The 15,174-nt window shown below is 71.4% G+C and carries 12 protein-coding genes; 5 read left to right on the forward strand and 7 right to left on the reverse strand.

What is annotated here, in order from left to right; translation table 11 throughout:
• Window positions 1-2 precede the first annotated feature (2 nt).
• Window positions 3-1,709: an ABC transporter substrate-binding protein gene (locus CBF90_RS02600; RefSeq protein WP_141097127.1), complete on the reverse strand. Its 1,707-nt coding sequence runs from the start codon at window positions 1,707-1,709 to the stop codon at window positions 3-5.
• A 53-nt stretch (window positions 1,710-1,762) separates the two neighbouring features.
• Complete coding sequence (locus CBF90_RS02605) at window positions 1,763-2,773, reverse strand: LacI family DNA-binding transcriptional regulator (protein ID WP_023953637.1); 1,011 nt, start codon at window positions 2,771-2,773, stop codon at window positions 1,763-1,765.
• Between the two features lie 156 nt (window positions 2,774-2,929).
• Between CBF90_RS02605 and CBF90_RS02610 the strand changes: the two genes are divergently transcribed.
• Window positions 2,930-4,525, forward strand: coding sequence for an alpha-amylase family glycosyl hydrolase (locus CBF90_RS02610; protein WP_088379838.1), 1,596 nt, complete (start codon window positions 2,930-2,932; stop codon window positions 4,523-4,525).
• Window positions 4,526-4,673: 148 nt separating this feature from the next.
• Here the strand turns inward: CBF90_RS02610 and CBF90_RS02615 are convergent, their stop codons facing one another.
• Window positions 4,674-5,120: an SRPBCC family protein gene (locus tag CBF90_RS02615; RefSeq protein ID WP_088379839.1), complete on the reverse strand. Its 447-nt coding sequence runs from the start codon at window positions 5,118-5,120 to the stop codon at window positions 4,674-4,676.
• 251 nt (window positions 5,121-5,371) lie between these two features.
• Between CBF90_RS02615 and CBF90_RS02620 the strand changes: the two genes are divergently transcribed.
• From CBF90_RS02620 to CBF90_RS02635, 4 genes are all read left to right on the forward strand, one after another.
• The gene (locus CBF90_RS02620) at window positions 5,372-6,505 is read left to right on the forward strand and encodes a thiamine pyrophosphate-dependent dehydrogenase E1 component subunit alpha (protein ID WP_088379840.1); all 1,134 of its coding nucleotides are present in this window, start codon (window positions 5,372-5,374) and stop codon (window positions 6,503-6,505) included.
• Entirely contained in the window at window positions 6,502-7,482 is a 981-nt protein-coding gene (locus tag CBF90_RS02625) for an alpha-ketoacid dehydrogenase subunit beta (protein WP_088379841.1), read from the forward strand. Before CBF90_RS02620 ends, CBF90_RS02625 begins: the two co-directional genes overlap by 4 nt.
• 31 nt (window positions 7,483-7,513) lie before the next feature.
• Window positions 7,514-8,860, forward strand: coding sequence for a dihydrolipoamide acetyltransferase family protein (locus CBF90_RS02630; protein WP_023953642.1), 1,347 nt, complete (start codon window positions 7,514-7,516; stop codon window positions 8,858-8,860).
• A 108-nt stretch (window positions 8,861-8,968) separates the two neighbouring features.
• Complete coding sequence (locus tag CBF90_RS02635; protein ID WP_023953643.1) at window positions 8,969-9,178, forward strand: DUF4287 domain-containing protein; 210 nt, start codon at window positions 8,969-8,971, stop codon at window positions 9,176-9,178.
• 120 nt (window positions 9,179-9,298) lie between these two features.
• Here the strand turns inward: CBF90_RS02635 and CBF90_RS02640 are convergent, their stop codons facing one another.
• The 4 genes from CBF90_RS02640 to CBF90_RS02655 all read right to left on the reverse strand — a co-directional run bounded on the left by CBF90_RS02640 (window position 9,299) and on the right by CBF90_RS02655 (window position 15,156).
• Window positions 9,299-9,865 (reverse strand): manganese efflux pump MntP family protein, encoded by a 567-nt coding sequence (locus tag CBF90_RS02640; protein WP_023953644.1) that lies wholly within the window; start codon window positions 9,863-9,865, stop codon window positions 9,299-9,301.
• A gap of 184 nt (window positions 9,866-10,049) precedes the next feature.
• Complete coding sequence (locus tag CBF90_RS02645; RefSeq protein ID WP_088379842.1) at window positions 10,050-11,999, reverse strand: SDR family NAD(P)-dependent oxidoreductase; 1,950 nt, start codon at window positions 11,997-11,999, stop codon at window positions 10,050-10,052.
• The gene (locus CBF90_RS02650) at window positions 11,996-13,486 is read right to left on the reverse strand and encodes an FGGY-family carbohydrate kinase (RefSeq protein WP_088379843.1); all 1,491 of its coding nucleotides are present in this window, start codon (window positions 13,484-13,486) and stop codon (window positions 11,996-11,998) included. The genes CBF90_RS02645 and CBF90_RS02650 overlap by 4 nt, the downstream gene beginning before the upstream one ends.
• Before the next feature lie 17 nt (window positions 13,487-13,503).
• Entirely contained in the window at window positions 13,504-15,156 is a 1,653-nt protein-coding gene (locus tag CBF90_RS02655) for a glycerol-3-phosphate dehydrogenase/oxidase (protein ID WP_023953647.1), read from the reverse strand.
• Window positions 15,157-15,174 lie beyond the last annotated feature (18 nt).

Raw genomic sequence — 15,174 nt, forward strand, 5'->3', positions numbered from 1 at the left:
GCTCAGCCCTCCCCGCCGGCATCCGACTCGCCGGCATCCGCCTCGCCCGGCGGGCGCAGGTTCGGCAGGACGCGGATGAGCTGGTCGACCGGATAGGGGTTGTCGTCGCTCGGCCACCCGACGGCGTTGTTCGTGCGGTAGATCAGCCGGTTCGGGGCGTACTGCAGCGCGATGTAGGGGAACTCGGTCATGAAGATGTCGATGATCCGACCCTCGATCTCGGCGGTGCGGCTCTCGTCGGTGGTGGTGGTCCATTCGGCGATGAGGGCGTCGATCTCGGGATTGACGTAGCGTGCCCGGTTGAGGAGCAGCTCCTGCTCGGTCGAGATCTGCGAGGCCTGCAGCTTCGCCCCGAGATCGCGCGCCCGCTGGCATCCGCCGCTGATGAAGTCGATCGTCATGTCGAAGTCACCGGCCTTCTGCATCCCCTCGATCGCGTTGGGATCAGTCGTGACCATGCGCACGGAGACGCCGACCTCGGCGGCGTTGCGGGCGACGACGTCCGCCATGGCGATGACGTCCATCCAGCCGGCCTGCACGCTGAAGACGAACGACAGCGGCTCGCCGTTCTGGTCGACGCGGCGCCCGTCGGGACCGCGTTCGTAGCCGGCGGCATCCAGCATCTCGTTCGCGCGCTCGGGGTCGTAGGGGATGAACTCCTTGCCGCGCCACTGCTCGGGAACGGCCTGCTCCTGGAAGGGCAGCAGCAGCATCGTCTGGCTCGCCGGCTCCATGATCCCGAAGCTCGCGCGCTGGCTCAGCGCCTCGCGGTCGAGGGCATAGGCGAACGCCTCGCGGAAGCTCGGGTCGTTCAGCACCGGGCGCTCGTTGTTGAGCACGAGGGCCGTGATGGCGTCGGGCGGATAGAAGAAGTGGGCGTTGTCGGGGTCGGGGGCGACGACCGAGCGGTTGGGGTTCGGGATATCGCCGCGGTAGAGGTCGAGCGCGCCGCTGCGCAGCTTCAGTGCGCCGGAGTTCGCGTCGTACTGGCCCTCGAGCGACAGGCGCTGGACGCGCACCTGGTCGGCGTTCCAGTAGTTCTCGTTGCGCTCGAGAACGAGGCGGCGCCCGTTGTAGGACTCGGGGGTGAAGGGCCCGGTGCCCACCCCCTGCTCGTCGACGAAGAGCGTCGGGTCGCCGTGCTCGGCGTAGATGTGCTGCGGGAGGATCTTGGTGTTCTGCAGGATCGCGTCGGTCTTCGGCACCGCGGGGCCGGCGAACTCGAACACGACGGTGTGGTCGTCGGTCGCCGTGACCCTCTCGGCGGGCGCACCGAAGAAGTCGCCCCACAAGCCCGACTTGTCGGCGGCGGGGAACTCCTTGCCGGCCATGAAGGTGTACACGACGTCGGCGGCGGTGAAGGGCTCGCCGTCGCTCCACTGCACGTTCTCGCGCAGGGTGAGCACGAGGCGGTCCGGCCGTTCCCATTCGTAGTCGGTGGCGAGCCACGGCACGGCCTCGCACGTGAACCGGTCGCGGATCATGAGCGGTTCGAAGAGCCACGTCTGAACGGTCGCGTTGGGCGAGAGCCAGTTGTAGTTGAGCAGCCCCTGGACCGAGCCGCCGGCCTCCGACGGCATCCGCAGTTCGTCGATGAACCCGGGCGGCGCCTCGGGAGCGGGCTCGAGGCCCACGTTCGCGCACGCGGACGTCGTGAGCAGAGCGGTCAGGGCGAGCGCTCCCGCCGCCAGTGTTCTGCGTCTTCTCATCGGAACCTCCTCGTTCCTCTGCGAGACCGGTCGCTCGTCGACCGGTCGTGTTCTCAGTCCGGCGTCCCCTCCGGCGAGCAGCCGCACGACTCCCGGATGACCAGGCGGGTCTCCAGGACGGTGTGCGAGCGGATGTCGTCGCCGAGGGCTCCCGCGGCGGCGCGAGCGCCGAGCTCGGCGATCGGCTGATGCACCGTCGTCAGGCGCGGGGAGGCGATGCCGGCGAGGGCCTGGTCGTCGAAGCCCGTGACCGCGACATCCGCGGGGATGCGGTGCCCGAGCCCCGGCAGCGTCGCGAGCATGCCGATCGCGAGCTCGTCGTTCGCGCAGACGAGCGCGTCGGGCAGGTCAGCGGCGTCGTGCAGCATCCGAGCGGCGACGGCGCCGCTGCGCACGTCGAGGCCGAGGCGCACGGGCTCGCCCGCCTCGGCGAGTCCGCGCTGATCGAGGGCCTCGCGGAAGCCCTGGTAGCGCCACGCGGTGTCGGGCGACCCCGAGGGCTCGCCGACGAAACGCATGCGGCGGAAGCCGTGCACGTCGGCGAGATGACCGGTGAGCTCGGCGGCGGCGGCGCGCCCGTCAGTCACGACGGTCGCCGCCTCGTCGGCCTCTCCGGCGACGACGATCACGCGGCCGGAGCGTGCGAGCGCGGCGACCTCGTCGGACGGCAGGGTGCCGCCGGCGATGATGAGGCCGTCGGTACGCTCGGCGAGCTGGCGGACGGCGCCCACCGCATCGGGCCGCAGGTGGGTTCCGACGACGTTGATGACGACGCCGCGCTCGACCGCCACCGACTCCGCGCCCTCGATGAGCTGGGCGAAGTACGGCCCGCCGAGTCCGGGCAGCACGATGCCGAGGGTGTTCGTGCGCTGATACGACAGGGCGCGGCCGAGGGCCGAGGGTCGATAGCCCAGCCTGTCGATCGCATCCTGGACGCGTCGCTTGGTGTCGGCCACGACACGCGGGTCGTCGTGCGTGACACGGGAGACGGTCGCGACCGAGACCCCGGCCTCACGAGCGATGTCGCGGATGGTCGGGCGGGTGGAGGGGGAGTCGGATGCCACGGGGCCACCTCACTTCGTCGTGTCGGGCGTCGGGCGCGGGTTCGCGCTGTGATCCGGCGATGTAACCGGATACATTGGGACTCTAGCCCGGTGTAACCGGTTACATCAAGCCTGACGTCGAGGACGTCGTCAGGGACGCCGCGAAGGAGCTGCACCATGACCCTCGTCTCCCTGGCAGACCGCCTCGACCGCATCGTGCTGTATCAGGCCTATCCGCAGAGCTTCGCCGACGCCGACGGCGACGGCATGGGCGACCTCGACGGCGTCACGGCCCGACTGGACTACCTCGCCTGGCTCGGCGTCGACGCGGTGTGGCTCAACCCCGTGTTCGTCTCGCCGTTCGGCGACGCGGGATACGACGTCGCGGACTTCGACCGCGTGGCCGACCGTTACGGCGGTGACGCGGCGATGGACCGGCTGCTCGCGGAAGCGGAGCGGCGCGGCATCGGCATCGTGCTCGACCTCGTGGCCGGCCACACCTCGGACGAGCATGCCTGGTTCGACGAGGCCCTGTCGGCGGGCGCCGCGGGCGACCCGGCCGGCGACCGGTACGTCTTCAGCCCCGTCTCCGCCGACGGGTTCGTTCCGGTGCCGTGGGGTGGCCGCGGGTTCTACAAGCCGAACTTCTTCGACTTCCAGCCCGCGCTGAACTTCGGTTACGCGCGGCCCCACCCGGACGAGCCGTGGCGTCAGGCCGTCGACGCGCCCGGGCCGTTGCGCAACCGGGACGCCCTCGTCGACATCATCCGCCGATGGTACGACCGCGGGGTGGCGGGCTTCCGGGTCGACATGGCCGCCTCGCTCGTGAAGGACGACCCCGGACACGTCGAGACCGCGAACCTGTGGCGCGACGTGCACCGGCGCCTCGACCGGACGCACCCCGGCCGCATCCTGATCTCGGAGTGGGGCGACCCGGCGCGAGCGGTGCCCGCCGGATTCGACGTCGACTTCTTTCTGCAGTTCGGCGGCGAGTTCGACGGGATGCCGCTGAAGTCGCTGTTCGAGAACGGCTCGGGCACCGTGCACGAGGCGTGGCCCGCGCGCGACGCGTGGGCCGATGCCGCCGGCCGGGGCGACGCCGCAGACTTCGTCGACGCCTGGTCCGAGGCGCGTGACGCCATCGAGGCCGCCGGCAGTCGCGGGATCGTCGGGCTGCCGACGGCGAACCACGACTTCACGCGTCTGGTCAGTGGCGGTCGCGACGCCGTGCAGGCCCGCGCTGCGCTCCTCCTGGTGCTGACCTGGCCGGCGATGCCCTCGATCTACTACGGCGACGAGATCGGCATGCGCTACCTGCCGGGCGTCGGCCCCCTCGAGGGATCATCGCTCGGCCCGACCTACGAGCGGGCGGGATCGCGTACGCCTATGGCCTGGGGAGCCGACGAGGTCCTCGGTCAGCGGGCGCACGAGTCGCGATACCTGCCGGTGGACGCCGCCCCGGACGCTCCGACGGTCGCGCAGCAGCTGGAAGACCCGGCATCCCTCCTGCATTTCGTGCGCGAGGCCATCGCGCTGCGCCGCAGCGACCCGCGGCTCTCGGCGCGGTCGCACACGGCGGTGGAGGTTACGGGCTACCCATTCGTCTATCGGCGGGGCGGCTCGCTTCTCGTCGCGCTCAACCCCGCGGGGCGGCAGTGCGAGGTGGCGGTCGGCGGTCGCGGCATCCTTCTCCTGTCGTTCGGAGCGCGCCTCGACGGCGAAACCCTGCGGCTCGACGCCTTCGGTGCCGCCGTGGTCGACCTCGCCCGCTGAGCGGTGCAGGGCGGATCTGCCGCGTGCGTGGATGCAAGGGATCGGCGCCGACATCCCGTGATGGATGCCGTCGCGGCGGGGTGTCGGCCAGAAACCCTTGCAAAGGGGCCCGCTTGACGACGCGGCGATCGCGGCGAAACGAGCCGGATCAGCGGGAGACGGAGGCCACCAGGCGCGCGGCCCGGCGGATGAGGAGACGGCGCAGATAGGGCACGAGCACGAGGCGTTCGGCGACCCGGCCGAAGACGGGCGAGGCGAGGGTCACCCGGTCCGTCATGATCGTCGTCGCGTCGCGTTCGACGTAGAGGTGCTCGTGCCGGAAGAGGCGGAACGGCCCGGTCATCTGCTCGTCGACGAAGCGGTGGGGTCGTTCGAGCGCGGTGATCCGCGATGTCATCCGGAGCGGGATGCCGAAGTGCCACGCGCGCCACGTCACCGTCTCGTCCAATCCGATCAGCCCGCTGGTCACACCACCGATCGCGCGCTCGCCGGTGCCGCGCATCGAAGCGACGTGCGCCCCGATGTCACGCGAGGCGTCGAACAGCGCGTCGGCCGGCACCGCAGCGCGGGTCACGATCTCGAACGACGACGTCATCCGCTGATCCTCCCATCCCGCGATCGTCCCGGTCGCAGCGCAGCATCCCGGATGCAAGACATCTGTCATGACACCCCGGTGCGGATGCCGCCCGGCCGGGGTGTCGGCCACGATCCCTTGCATCCGGGCCCCGCACGCACCAACACCCCCACGGCCACCCCACCCGGCTTGTGCCGCACCCACCGCGAATCGCGGCATCCGTTGTCGACCGCATGCAGATGGGGCCATACCGGGGGCGTTAGCGTGGGAGGGTGACCGACGCAGAACTCGATCCCGCTCTCGTCCGCGTCCTCGCGGCCGACGGCTCACTCGACCCGTCGCCCGAAGCCGAACGCTATCTTCCGGTGATCGAGGCGCTCGGCGACGCCGAGCTCGAGACGTTCTACCGCGACATGGTGACGGTGCGGGCCTTCGACCGCCAGGCGACGAACCTGCAGCGTCAGGGGCAGCTCGCGCTGTGGCCGCCGTCCTTCGGGCAGGAGGCCGCGCAGGTCGGATCCGCGCGAGCGGCCCGGCCCCAGGACCACCTCTTCCCGTCATACCGCGAGCACGTCGTGTGCACGATCCGCGGCGTCGACCCGATCGACATCATCCGACTCATGCGCGGTCTCACGCACGGCGGGTGGGACCCGACCGACCCGCGCAACGGCAACACCCACATCTACACGCTCGTGCTCGGCTCGCAGACGCTGCACGCCTCGGGCTACGGCATGGGCATGGTCTTCGACGGCCGCACCGGCACCGGCGACCCCGAGCGCGACGAAGCGGTCATCGTCTACTACGGCGACGGCGCGTCGAGCCAGGGCGACGTGCACGAGGCGATGGTCTTCGCCACGAGCTACAACACCCCGCAGGTCTTCTTCCTGCAGAACAACCACTGGGCGATCTCGGTGCCCGTCTCGACGCAGTCCAAGGTCCCGCTCGTGCGCCGCGGCGCCGGCTACGGGATGCCGTCGGTCCGCGTCGACGGCAACGACGTGCTCGCCAGCTATGCCGTCACCAAGCTCGCGCTCGACGAGGCCCGTTCCGGCGAGGGGCCCCGTGCGATCGAGGCGCTGACGTACCGCATGGGCGCGCACACGACGAGCGACGACCCCACGAAGTACCGCACGAGCGACGAAGAGGCTTTCTGGGCGCAGCGCGACCCGATCGCACGGATGCGCGCCTATCTCGAAGGCCGCGGTGCGTCGGCATCCTTCTTCGACGACGTGGATGCCGCGGCCGCGGCCTACGCCGACGACGTCCGGGTCCGCACGAACCAGCTCACCGCCCCCGCGGCCGACAGCATGTTCGCGCACGTCTACAGCGAGCAGCATCCGCTCGTCGACCGGCAGCGGAAGTGGCTCGCCGACTACGAGGCATCCTTCGAGGAGGGACGCGCATGAGCATCGAGACGCTGCCGTTCAGCAAGGCTCTCAACGCGGGCATGCGCGCTGCGATGCGGCAGGACGACCATGTCCTCATGGTGGGTGAGGACATCGGCCGTCTCGGCGGCGTGTTCCGCGTCACCGAGGGGCTGCAAGCCGAGTTCGGCGACCGGCGCGTGCTCGACACGCCCCTCGCCGAGTCGGGCATCGTCGGCACCGCGATCGGACTCGCGATGGCCGGCTTCCGCCCGGTGTGCGAGATCCAGTTCGACGGATTCGTCTTCCCCGCTTTCGATCAGATCACCACGCAGCTCGCGAAGCTGACGAACCGGCACGAGGGACGGATGTCGTTCCCCGTCGTCATCCGGATCCCTTACGGCGGGCACATCGGCGCGGTCGAGCACCACCAGGAGAGCCCCGAGGCGTACTTCACGCACACCGCCGGCCTGCGGGTCGTCTCGCCGTCGACGCCGAACGACGCCTACTGGATGATCCAGGACGCGATCGCCTCGAACGACCCCATCGTGTTCCTCGAGCCGAAGTCGCGCTATTGGACCAAGGGCGAGGTCGACCTCGCCGCACGTGCCCTGCCGCTTCACGCCTCGCGTATCGTCCGCCGCGGCACCGACGTCACGCTCGTCGGACACGGCGCGATGGTGACGGTGCTGCTGCAGGCCGCCGCGCTCGCCGAGAGCGAGGGCGTCTCGTGCGAGGTCGTCGACCTGCGGTCGCTGTCGCCGGTCGACTACGGCCCGATCGTCGAGTCGGTGCGCCGCACCGGGCGCATGGTCTACGGCCAGGAGGCCCCCGGCTTCACGTCGCTGGGCTCCGAGATCGCGGCGACGGTGACAGAGCAGGCGTTCTTCTCGCTCGAGGCTCCCGTGCTGCGGGTGTCGGGCTTCGACGTCCCGTTCCCCGCGGCGAAGCTCGAGGGCGCGTACCTGCCCGACGCCGACCGCATCCTCGAGGCCGTCGATCGCGCCCTCGCCTACTGACCATCCGACGCGCCTGCGAGAGGATTCCCTCATGAGCACCCAGACCTTCCACCTGCCGGACGTCGGCGAAGGCCTCACCGAGGCCGAGATCGTGCAGTGGCGCGTCGCCGCGGGCGACGAGGTCGCCGTCAACGACGTCCTCGTCGAGATCGAGACCGCGAAGTCGCTCGTCGAGCTGCCGTCGCCGTTCTCGGGCACGGTCGGCGAGCTGCTCGTCGACGAGGGGACGACGGTCGAGGTGGGGGCCGCGATCATCACCATCGCCGGTGCCGCGGCGGAAGCGGATGCCGCGAGCGGCAACTCCGAGCACGGTCAGAAGCCCGCCGAGAAGCCGGCCGCCGCCGGCGACGCGTCGGAGGAGAGCGGCTCGGTGCTCGTCGGATACGGCGGGGCCGGACAGGTGCAGTCGCGCCGCCGCAAGCCCGCCGAGCCGCCCGTTCGCGCGGCCGTGGGCGTCGTGGCGAAGCCGCCGATCCGCAAGCTGGCGCGCGACCTCGGCGTCGACCTCGCCTCGGTCACGCCGACGGGCGCCGCGGGTGAGGTGACGCGCGAGGATGTCGTGAACCACGCGTCGCAGGCATCCGTCTTCCGGAACCTTCAGACGCCCGCCCGACCCGAGGTGCGCGAGCAGACGATCCCCGTGCCGCCGGCCGTCGTGTCGGCCGGACCCGCCGACGACCGCGAGGAGACGATCCCCGTCAAGGGCGTGCGGAAGGTCACGGCCAAGCACATGGTCGACTCCGCCCACACCGCGCCGCACGTGTCGGTGTGGACCGACGTCGACGCGACGCGCACGATGGAGCTCGTCAAGCGGATGAAGGCCTCGCCCGACTTCGCCGACATCAAGGTCTCGCCGCTGCTGATCATGGCGCGCGCGGTCGTGTGGGCGGTCCGCCGCACCCCGATGGTGAACGCCGCCTGGGTCGAGACCGACAACGGCGCGGAGATCCGGGTGCGCCACTACGTCAACCTCGGCATCGCGGCGGCGACGCCGCGCGGCCTGCTCGTCCCGAACATCAAGGATGCGCAGGACTTGAACATGCGCGGTCTCGCCCGCGCACTCGAGAAGCTGACCCTCACCGCGCGCGAGGGCAAGACCGCCCCGGCCGAGCAGCAGGGCGGCACAATCACGATCACCAACATCGGCGTGTTCGGCATGGATGCCGGCACCCCGATCATCAACCCCGGCGAGTCGGGCATCGTCGCGATGGGCACGATCCGGCAGAAGCCGTGGGTCGTCGACGGCGAGGTGCGTCCTCGCTTCGTCACGACGGTGTCGGGCTCGTTCGACCATCGCGTCGTGGACGGCGACGGCATGAGCCGGTTCATCGCCGACGTGGCATCCGTCTTGGAGGAGCCCGCGCTGCTGCTCGACTGAGCTGATCGCTCTCGAGAACGCACCGTCGCCGTGAGGTCGTACCGTGCGCGGTACGTTCTCGCCGCGACGGTATGGTCTCGGCGGCGGGCGGGGGAGTAGCCTCGGCGCATGAGTGAGAAGGGGCCCGCGTCGTACTTCCCGAGCATCGAGAAGACCTACGGACTGCCGGTCCAGCACTGGCTCGACATCGCGGCCGACCAGCTCGCGTCGGGATCCACGCACATGCAGGTCGTCGAGTCGCTCAAGACCGAGCACGGGTTGGGGCACGGCCACGCGAACGCGGTCGTCGCCTATGCGAAGTCGAAGCGCGCCGGCTGAGCCGCGGCATCCGCGGCATCCGTTCTTCGGAGCATGTCGCGAAGCTCGGACTGTTCGCGCCCATGCGTCCGAGATCGGCGCGATCCTCCGAGGTTCGCGAGCGCGGACAGCACGGCGGGATCAGCCGGCGACCAGGTGCTCGATGAGGATCTGCGTGCCGATGCCGATGAGCACGATGCCGCCGATGATCTCGGCGGGCTTGCGCCAGCGCGTGCCGATGCGGTGGCCGATCAGCACGGCGACGAACGACAGGGCGAACGTGACGAGGCCGATCGAGACGACCGCGATCCACAGCGGCACGTCGAGGAAGGCGAACGACAGCCCGACCGCGAGGGCGTCGATGCTCGTCGCGAGGGCGAGCAGCACGATCTCGCGGGCGGACAGGCCAGATGCCGCATCCGCGTCGTCATCGTCGGGGCGGAACGCCTCCCACAGCATCTTCGCGCCGATGGCGGCGAGCAGGCCGAAGGCGATCCAGTGGTCGAACGGCGCGATCGCCTCCGCGAAGGTGCTGCCGAGCAGCCAGCCGATCAGTGGCATGACGGCCTGCGCGAGACCGAAGGCGCCGGCGATGAGGAGGGCGCCGCGCACGACGTGGGCGCGCAGCTGCAGACCTTTTCCGAGGGCCACGGCGAACGCATCGGCGGAGACGCCGACGGCCAGGATGAACAGCGCCCAGGGCGACATGGCTCCTCCTCGAAGCGGGATGACGGGATGGCGGGCGATCGTCCCGGGCGCCGTCGAACGGAGATCGGCCGCTCTCGAGCTTGCCAGTCGCCGGCCCTCGAGAATGACGAAAAGCCCTGATTGACAGCATTTCGGGCGAGCGAATCGTTCGGTCGCCCGAAATCGCGCGCGCTTCCTGCGGCCGTCAGATCACCCGGTCGTTCCCTCCGTCGACGCTGAGGTGCGCGCCGGTCGTCGCCGGCAGCTGCTCGCAGAACACGGCGACGGCCTCGGCCACCATGGCGCTCGTGACCTCGATGCGCAGGAGGTTCCGCGTGCGGTACTCCTCGATGGACAGCCCGTAGCTGGCAGCTCGTTGCGCGAGCAGCTCGGGCGTCCAGATCGCGGTGTCGAAGACCGCATCCGGCTCGACCTGGTTCACGCGGATGCCGTCGGCGGCCCACTCGAGGGCGGCGACCCGTGCGAGCTGTGCCGCCGCCGTCTTGCTCGCCGAATAGGCGGCGACGCCCGGTCCCGGGGCGGCGACGTTCTTCGTCGAGACGAGCACGACCCGCCCGCCCCGCGGCGAGAGCGCGAGGTGAGGATGAGCCGCGCGCATCAGGCGGAGCGGGGCGGTGGCGTTGACGCGCAGGGCGCGCTCCCACGTCGCGTCGTCGAGGTCGGCGATGGACTGACTGCGGGGGAAGATCCCCGCGGCGACGACGAGCATGTCGACGCCGCCGTAGGTGCGGACCGCCTCGTCGAGGGTGCGCTCGATGACCGCCGGGTCGGCGACGTCGCCGACGACACCGCGCCAGATGTCACCGGCGAAGGCGTGCCGCACGGCCGGGTCGAGGTCGACCCCGACGACGGCGGCGCCATCGGCGAGGAGTCGCTCGGCGACGGCCCGGCCGATGCCCGAGGCGGCGCCCGTCACGATGGCGACCTCGCCCGCGAGCGGCGCACGGCGGCGGCCCGCGAGCTTGGCCTGCTCGAGAGACCAGTACTCGATGTCGAAGCTCTGCGCCTCGTCGAGCGATCGGTAGCCGCCGATCGCGTCGGCGGCTTGGATGACGGCGATCGTGTGCTCCGCGATATCGGCCGCGACGCCGACATCCCGCACGGTGTCGCCCGCCGTCAGCATCCCGAGCTCCGGGTCGAGCACGACGCGGGGAGCGGGGTCGAGGGGAGTCACCGGCCCCGTCTGGCGCTGCCGATGGCGCTCGACGTAGGCCCGGTAGGCGCTCGCGTAGGCGGCGACATCGCGCCCGACGAGCGGATGACGCTTCGTGTAGATGACGTGCTCGGGGGTCGCGGTTCCGCGGGTCGTGGCCGCGCTGACGTCGGGGCGCGCAGCGAACGCGGCGGCACGGTGCGATCGGCTCTGCCGCAGCAGCAGGGGCCGGCCCGCGGCCCGCGCGATGTCGGCGCGCAGATTCGCGATGGCCTCGATGGTGCCCCGAGACGGGATGCCGCCCTCACCGGCACCCGTTTCACCGGCATTCGTCTCGGGGGCGACGATCCCCGAGACCTCGGCCGCGCGGGCGACGATCTCGCGATGGCGCGCGAGCACCGCGTCGGGGTCGTCGCCGAAGGTGAACAGGCCGTGGTTGCGCAGCACGAGCGCGTCGACACCGCTCAGGTCGGTGTCGGCCACGAGGCGGGCGAGCGGGAATCCGGGCATCACGTAGGGCAGAACGGCGACCCGCGGGCCGAGCGCCGACGCGATCTCAACGTCGGACACGTCGCGATCGGTCACGGCGACGATCGCATCGGCGTGGGAGTGGAGTGCGACGCGTCCGGGGAGGTGCGCGTGCAGCAGCGCCTCGATCGAGGCCGTCGGCGCCGACGCGTCGAGGGAGGCCTGGCGCAGCTCGTTCACCATCGTCGGGTCGTCGAGGTGCGGCAGGCGCAGCAGGGCTTCGAGCCGTTCGCGGCGCAGCGGCGCGAACCCCGCGGGCTCGATCGTGGCGAGGTCCCACCCGCTGCCCTTGACGAGGACGAGGTCCACGGGTTCGCCCGTGACGTCCTCGCCCCGCGCGGTGATCGAGGTGTTCCCGCCGCCGTGGAGGACGAAGGAGGGATCGCCGCCGAGCGCGCGGCTGACGCGCACGATGTCGTCGAGCGCGGCCGACACCTCCGGTGACGGGGTCATGCGTAGGCCTCCCAGACGCTCGTCATCGACGAGATGACGCGATCGAAGCGGGCGGCCTGCTGCTGGTACGCCGTGCGGCAGATGCCCGGCTGAACGACCAGCGCGGGGTCGGGCTCGACGCCCCACGGGGTCATGTCGACGCCGACACCGCGTGCCGCGAGCGAGGCGACGCCCCGGGCGCCCAGCTCGGTGCCGAGCTGCCGGCGCATCGCGTGCCCGATGACGTCGGCGAACATCTGCGCCCACTGCGGGTTCTTCGCCCCGCCGCCGGCGAGTGTCCACGGGGCGTCGGTGACGACAGCGCCCGTCGCGACGACCTTCTCGATCTGCACGCGGTGGTACTGCGTGATGCCCTCGGCGACCGCGCGGGCGACATGCGGGTAGCCGTGGCTGCCCTTGATCCCGACGAACGTTCCGGAGGCACCGAGGTGCTCGGGTGCGCCGTGGATGAACGGCAGGAAGAGCAGCCCGTCGGCCAGCGGGGGTGTGCCGTGCGCGGCCTCGAGCAGATCGCGCGGCGTCAGCGGAAGAGTGGCGCGCGCGCCGAGCAGTCCGGACGCCCATTCGATGCTCGCCGCGGACGTCGGTGCGACCTCCATGGCCAGCATGAGGCGGGGATCGGGGAGCAGCGCGTTGATGGTGACGCGCGGGGGGACGGCATCCGTCGGCACGACGACAGCGTTGATCGCCCACGTTCCCACGATCACCGTCACGTCGCCGAGGTCGGTGGAGCCCGCCCCCAGCGGGCTCGCGACGCAGTCCATGCACCCGGCGACGACGGGGGTGCCCGCGATCAGGCCGGAGCGCGCGGCGGCCTCGGCGCTGATCGTCCCGACGACCTCGTCGCTCGCGTGCAGGGGCGGCAGGATGCGCTGGAGCTCGCGGGGCAGGCCGAGCATGTCGAAGACCTCGGGCTCGTACTCCCGCGCCCGCAGGTTGACCAGCCCGCACCCCGACGAGTCGGATGTGTCGGCGCTCGCGACGCCGGTGAGGCACGCGGCGATCCAGTCCTTGCAGGTCAGCGCCCAGCGGGCCCGGTCGAGCGACTCGGGCTCGTTATCGTGCAGCCACCGCAGGAGCACGCCGGGCTGCGCGGCCCACGGAAGCGACCCGGTGAGCAGCCGCATCCGCTCGACCGCCGCGGGGTCGAGCGCCGCGACGACGTGCTCGGCCCGGCTGTCGGTCGAGGCGATGGCGGGCCGCACCGGCCGCAGCTGCTCGTCGACGAGGTACAGGCCGTTGCCGTGACCGGTCGCGCCGACGGCCGAGACGGTCCATCCGTCGGCCGCGAGCCACGCGGTCAGGTCGCGCAGGACGTCGGCCACGACGTCCCACAGCGTGTCCATCGCGATCTCCTGCCGCTCGCGCGAGACCGCGACGCGGGGGTTCGGCGCCGAGACCGTGCGGATCTCCCGCCCGGCGTCGTCGAACGCCGCTGCTTTGGCAGACGTGAGGCCCACGTCGATGCCGATGACGCAGATCTTCATCGATCCTCGTTTCTCGCTCAGGCGGCCGTCGGCTGAGCGGGTGCCGGGCGCAGGGTTCGGGGTGCGAAGCGCCGAGCGGCTTCACGGTATCGCGCCAGCTCGGCATCCGCGCGCTCGGCGCTCCAGTCGCCGTGCGCGACGAGCACGTCTGCCGCGCGGGGCGCGCAGCCGAGGCCCACGTCGCTGTTCAGCGCGATCGCGGTGCGGCGGATCAGGACGTCCTCGAGCGTGTGGGCGCCTTCCTCGCGGACGGCGTACACGACCTCCGCCGCGATCGCGCCGCTGTCGTCGTCGATGACCTCTGCCAGCGACGGATCGGATGCCGCGAGCATCTCGATCGGGCGGCTGAGGGTTCCGTACAGGTCGGCGAGACGGCGGGCGCTGCGCTCGGGAAGGACGCTGCGGGCGACGCTGTCGGCGACGAAGCGTCCGTGATCGCCCGCGGGTGCGCCGGGGAACCGGGCCGTCCGGGTCGCGGAGCGGCGACGGCCGAGGCCGAGTGCCGTCTCGATGCGCCGCAGCGCCTGCTCGCCGAGGGCACGGTGGGTCGTGTACTTGCCGCCGATGACGGTGAGGAGCCCCGCGGCCTCGCCCGTGTGCACGACGATCTCGCTGTCGCGGCTGACCGAGGCCGGGTCGCTGAGATCGGCGACGTAGGGGAGGGGGCGCACCCCCGAGAACGACCAGAGCACGGCGTCGCGGCGCAGCCCTGCCGCCGGGATGAGGTCGTTAACGGCCCGGAGCAGGTAGTCGACCTCGTCGTCGTCGACGATGATCTCGTCGATCGACCCGTCGTAGGGCAGGTCGGTGGTGCCGATCATGTACTTGCCGTCCCACCACGGCAGCACGAACATGGGCCGGCCGTCGTCGGGCGACTCGAAGAAGATGCACGTGTCGGGCGCGCCGGGGAAGGCGTCGACGACGAGGTGGCTTCCCTTCGTCGGCCCGATCCGGCGGGGGTGGTCGCCCTGCAGATCGAGCACCGCGTCGACCCAGGGGCCGGCGCAGTTGACGACAACGGGGGCGCGCAGCGTCCGCTCGCGTCCGTCCTCGCGGTCGAGGTACCGGACGCCGGCGATGCGTCCGTTCTCGCGGATCAGGTCGGTGACGGGGGTGTGGGTGAGCACGGTCGCGCCGTGGTTGGCCGCATCGATGGCGAGCTCGATGCCGAAGCGCTCGGTCACCGGCACGTGCGCGTCCTGGAAGAGGCCGCCCCACTTCACGCCGCCCGCGGCCACCGAGGGCCACTCGCGGGCGAGTCGCCGCGAGAAGACGATGCGGTTGCGCGGCAGCTTCTTGCCCAGCGACAGGATGTCGTGCAGCAGCAGCCCGCACGACAGCAGCCATCCGGGCCGCGAGGCGCCCCGCGAGAAGGGGATGAGCATGGGGTACGGGCGCACGAGATGCGGCGCCGTGCGCAGCAGGATGTTGCGCTCGCGGATCGACTCGAGCACGAGCGGGATCTCCACGCGCTCGAGGTACTTCAGGCCGCCGTGGATGAGACGGGTCGAGATCGCCGACGTGCGGGCGGCGATGTCGTCACGATCGATGACGACGACGTGGAGGCCGCGGCCGGCGGCCTCACGGGCGATGGCGAGGCCGTTGATCCCGGCGCCGATGACGACGACGTCGGCCGAGGTCGGCTCGGCATGGGTACGAAGCGAGGGCATGCTGCATCCTTCTGGTCT

It is taken from the genome of Microbacterium sp. AISO3 (assembly GCF_002204305.1).
Taxonomy (GTDB): Bacteria; Actinomycetota; Actinomycetes; order Actinomycetales; family Microbacteriaceae; genus Microbacterium; species Microbacterium arborescens.

Bases quoted from the DNA above. Each gene is read 5' to 3' on its own strand.
- CBF90_RS02655 (WP_023953647.1), bottom strand. From the start codon at position 15,156: ATGCCCTCGCTTCGTACCCATGCCGAGCCGACCTCGGCCGACGTCGTC.
- CBF90_RS02640 (WP_023953644.1), bottom strand. From the start codon at position 9,865: ATGTCGCCCTGGGCGCTGTTCATCCTGGCCGTCGGCGTCTCCGCCGAT.
- CBF90_RS02645 (WP_088379842.1), bottom strand. From the start codon at position 11,999: ATGACCCCGTCACCGGAGGTGTCGGCCGCGCTCGACGACATCGTGCGC.
- CBF90_RS02625 (WP_088379841.1), top strand. From the start codon at position 6,502: ATGAGCATCGAGACGCTGCCGTTCAGCAAGGCTCTCAACGCGGGCATG.
- CBF90_RS02600 (WP_141097127.1), bottom strand. From the start codon at position 1,709: ATGAGAAGACGCAGAACACTGGCGGCGGGAGCGCTCGCCCTGACCGCT.
- CBF90_RS02610 (WP_088379838.1), top strand. From the start codon at position 2,930: ATGACCCTCGTCTCCCTGGCAGACCGCCTCGACCGCATCGTGCTGTAT.
- CBF90_RS02615 (WP_088379839.1), bottom strand. From the start codon at position 5,120: ATGACGTCGTCGTTCGAGATCGTGACCCGCGCTGCGGTGCCGGCCGAC.
- CBF90_RS02635 (WP_023953643.1), top strand. From the start codon at position 8,969: ATGAGTGAGAAGGGGCCCGCGTCGTACTTCCCGAGCATCGAGAAGACC.
- CBF90_RS02650 (WP_088379843.1), bottom strand. From the start codon at position 13,486: ATGAAGATCTGCGTCATCGGCATCGACGTGGGCCTCACGTCTGCCAAA.
- CBF90_RS02630 (WP_023953642.1), top strand. From the start codon at position 7,514: ATGAGCACCCAGACCTTCCACCTGCCGGACGTCGGCGAAGGCCTCACC.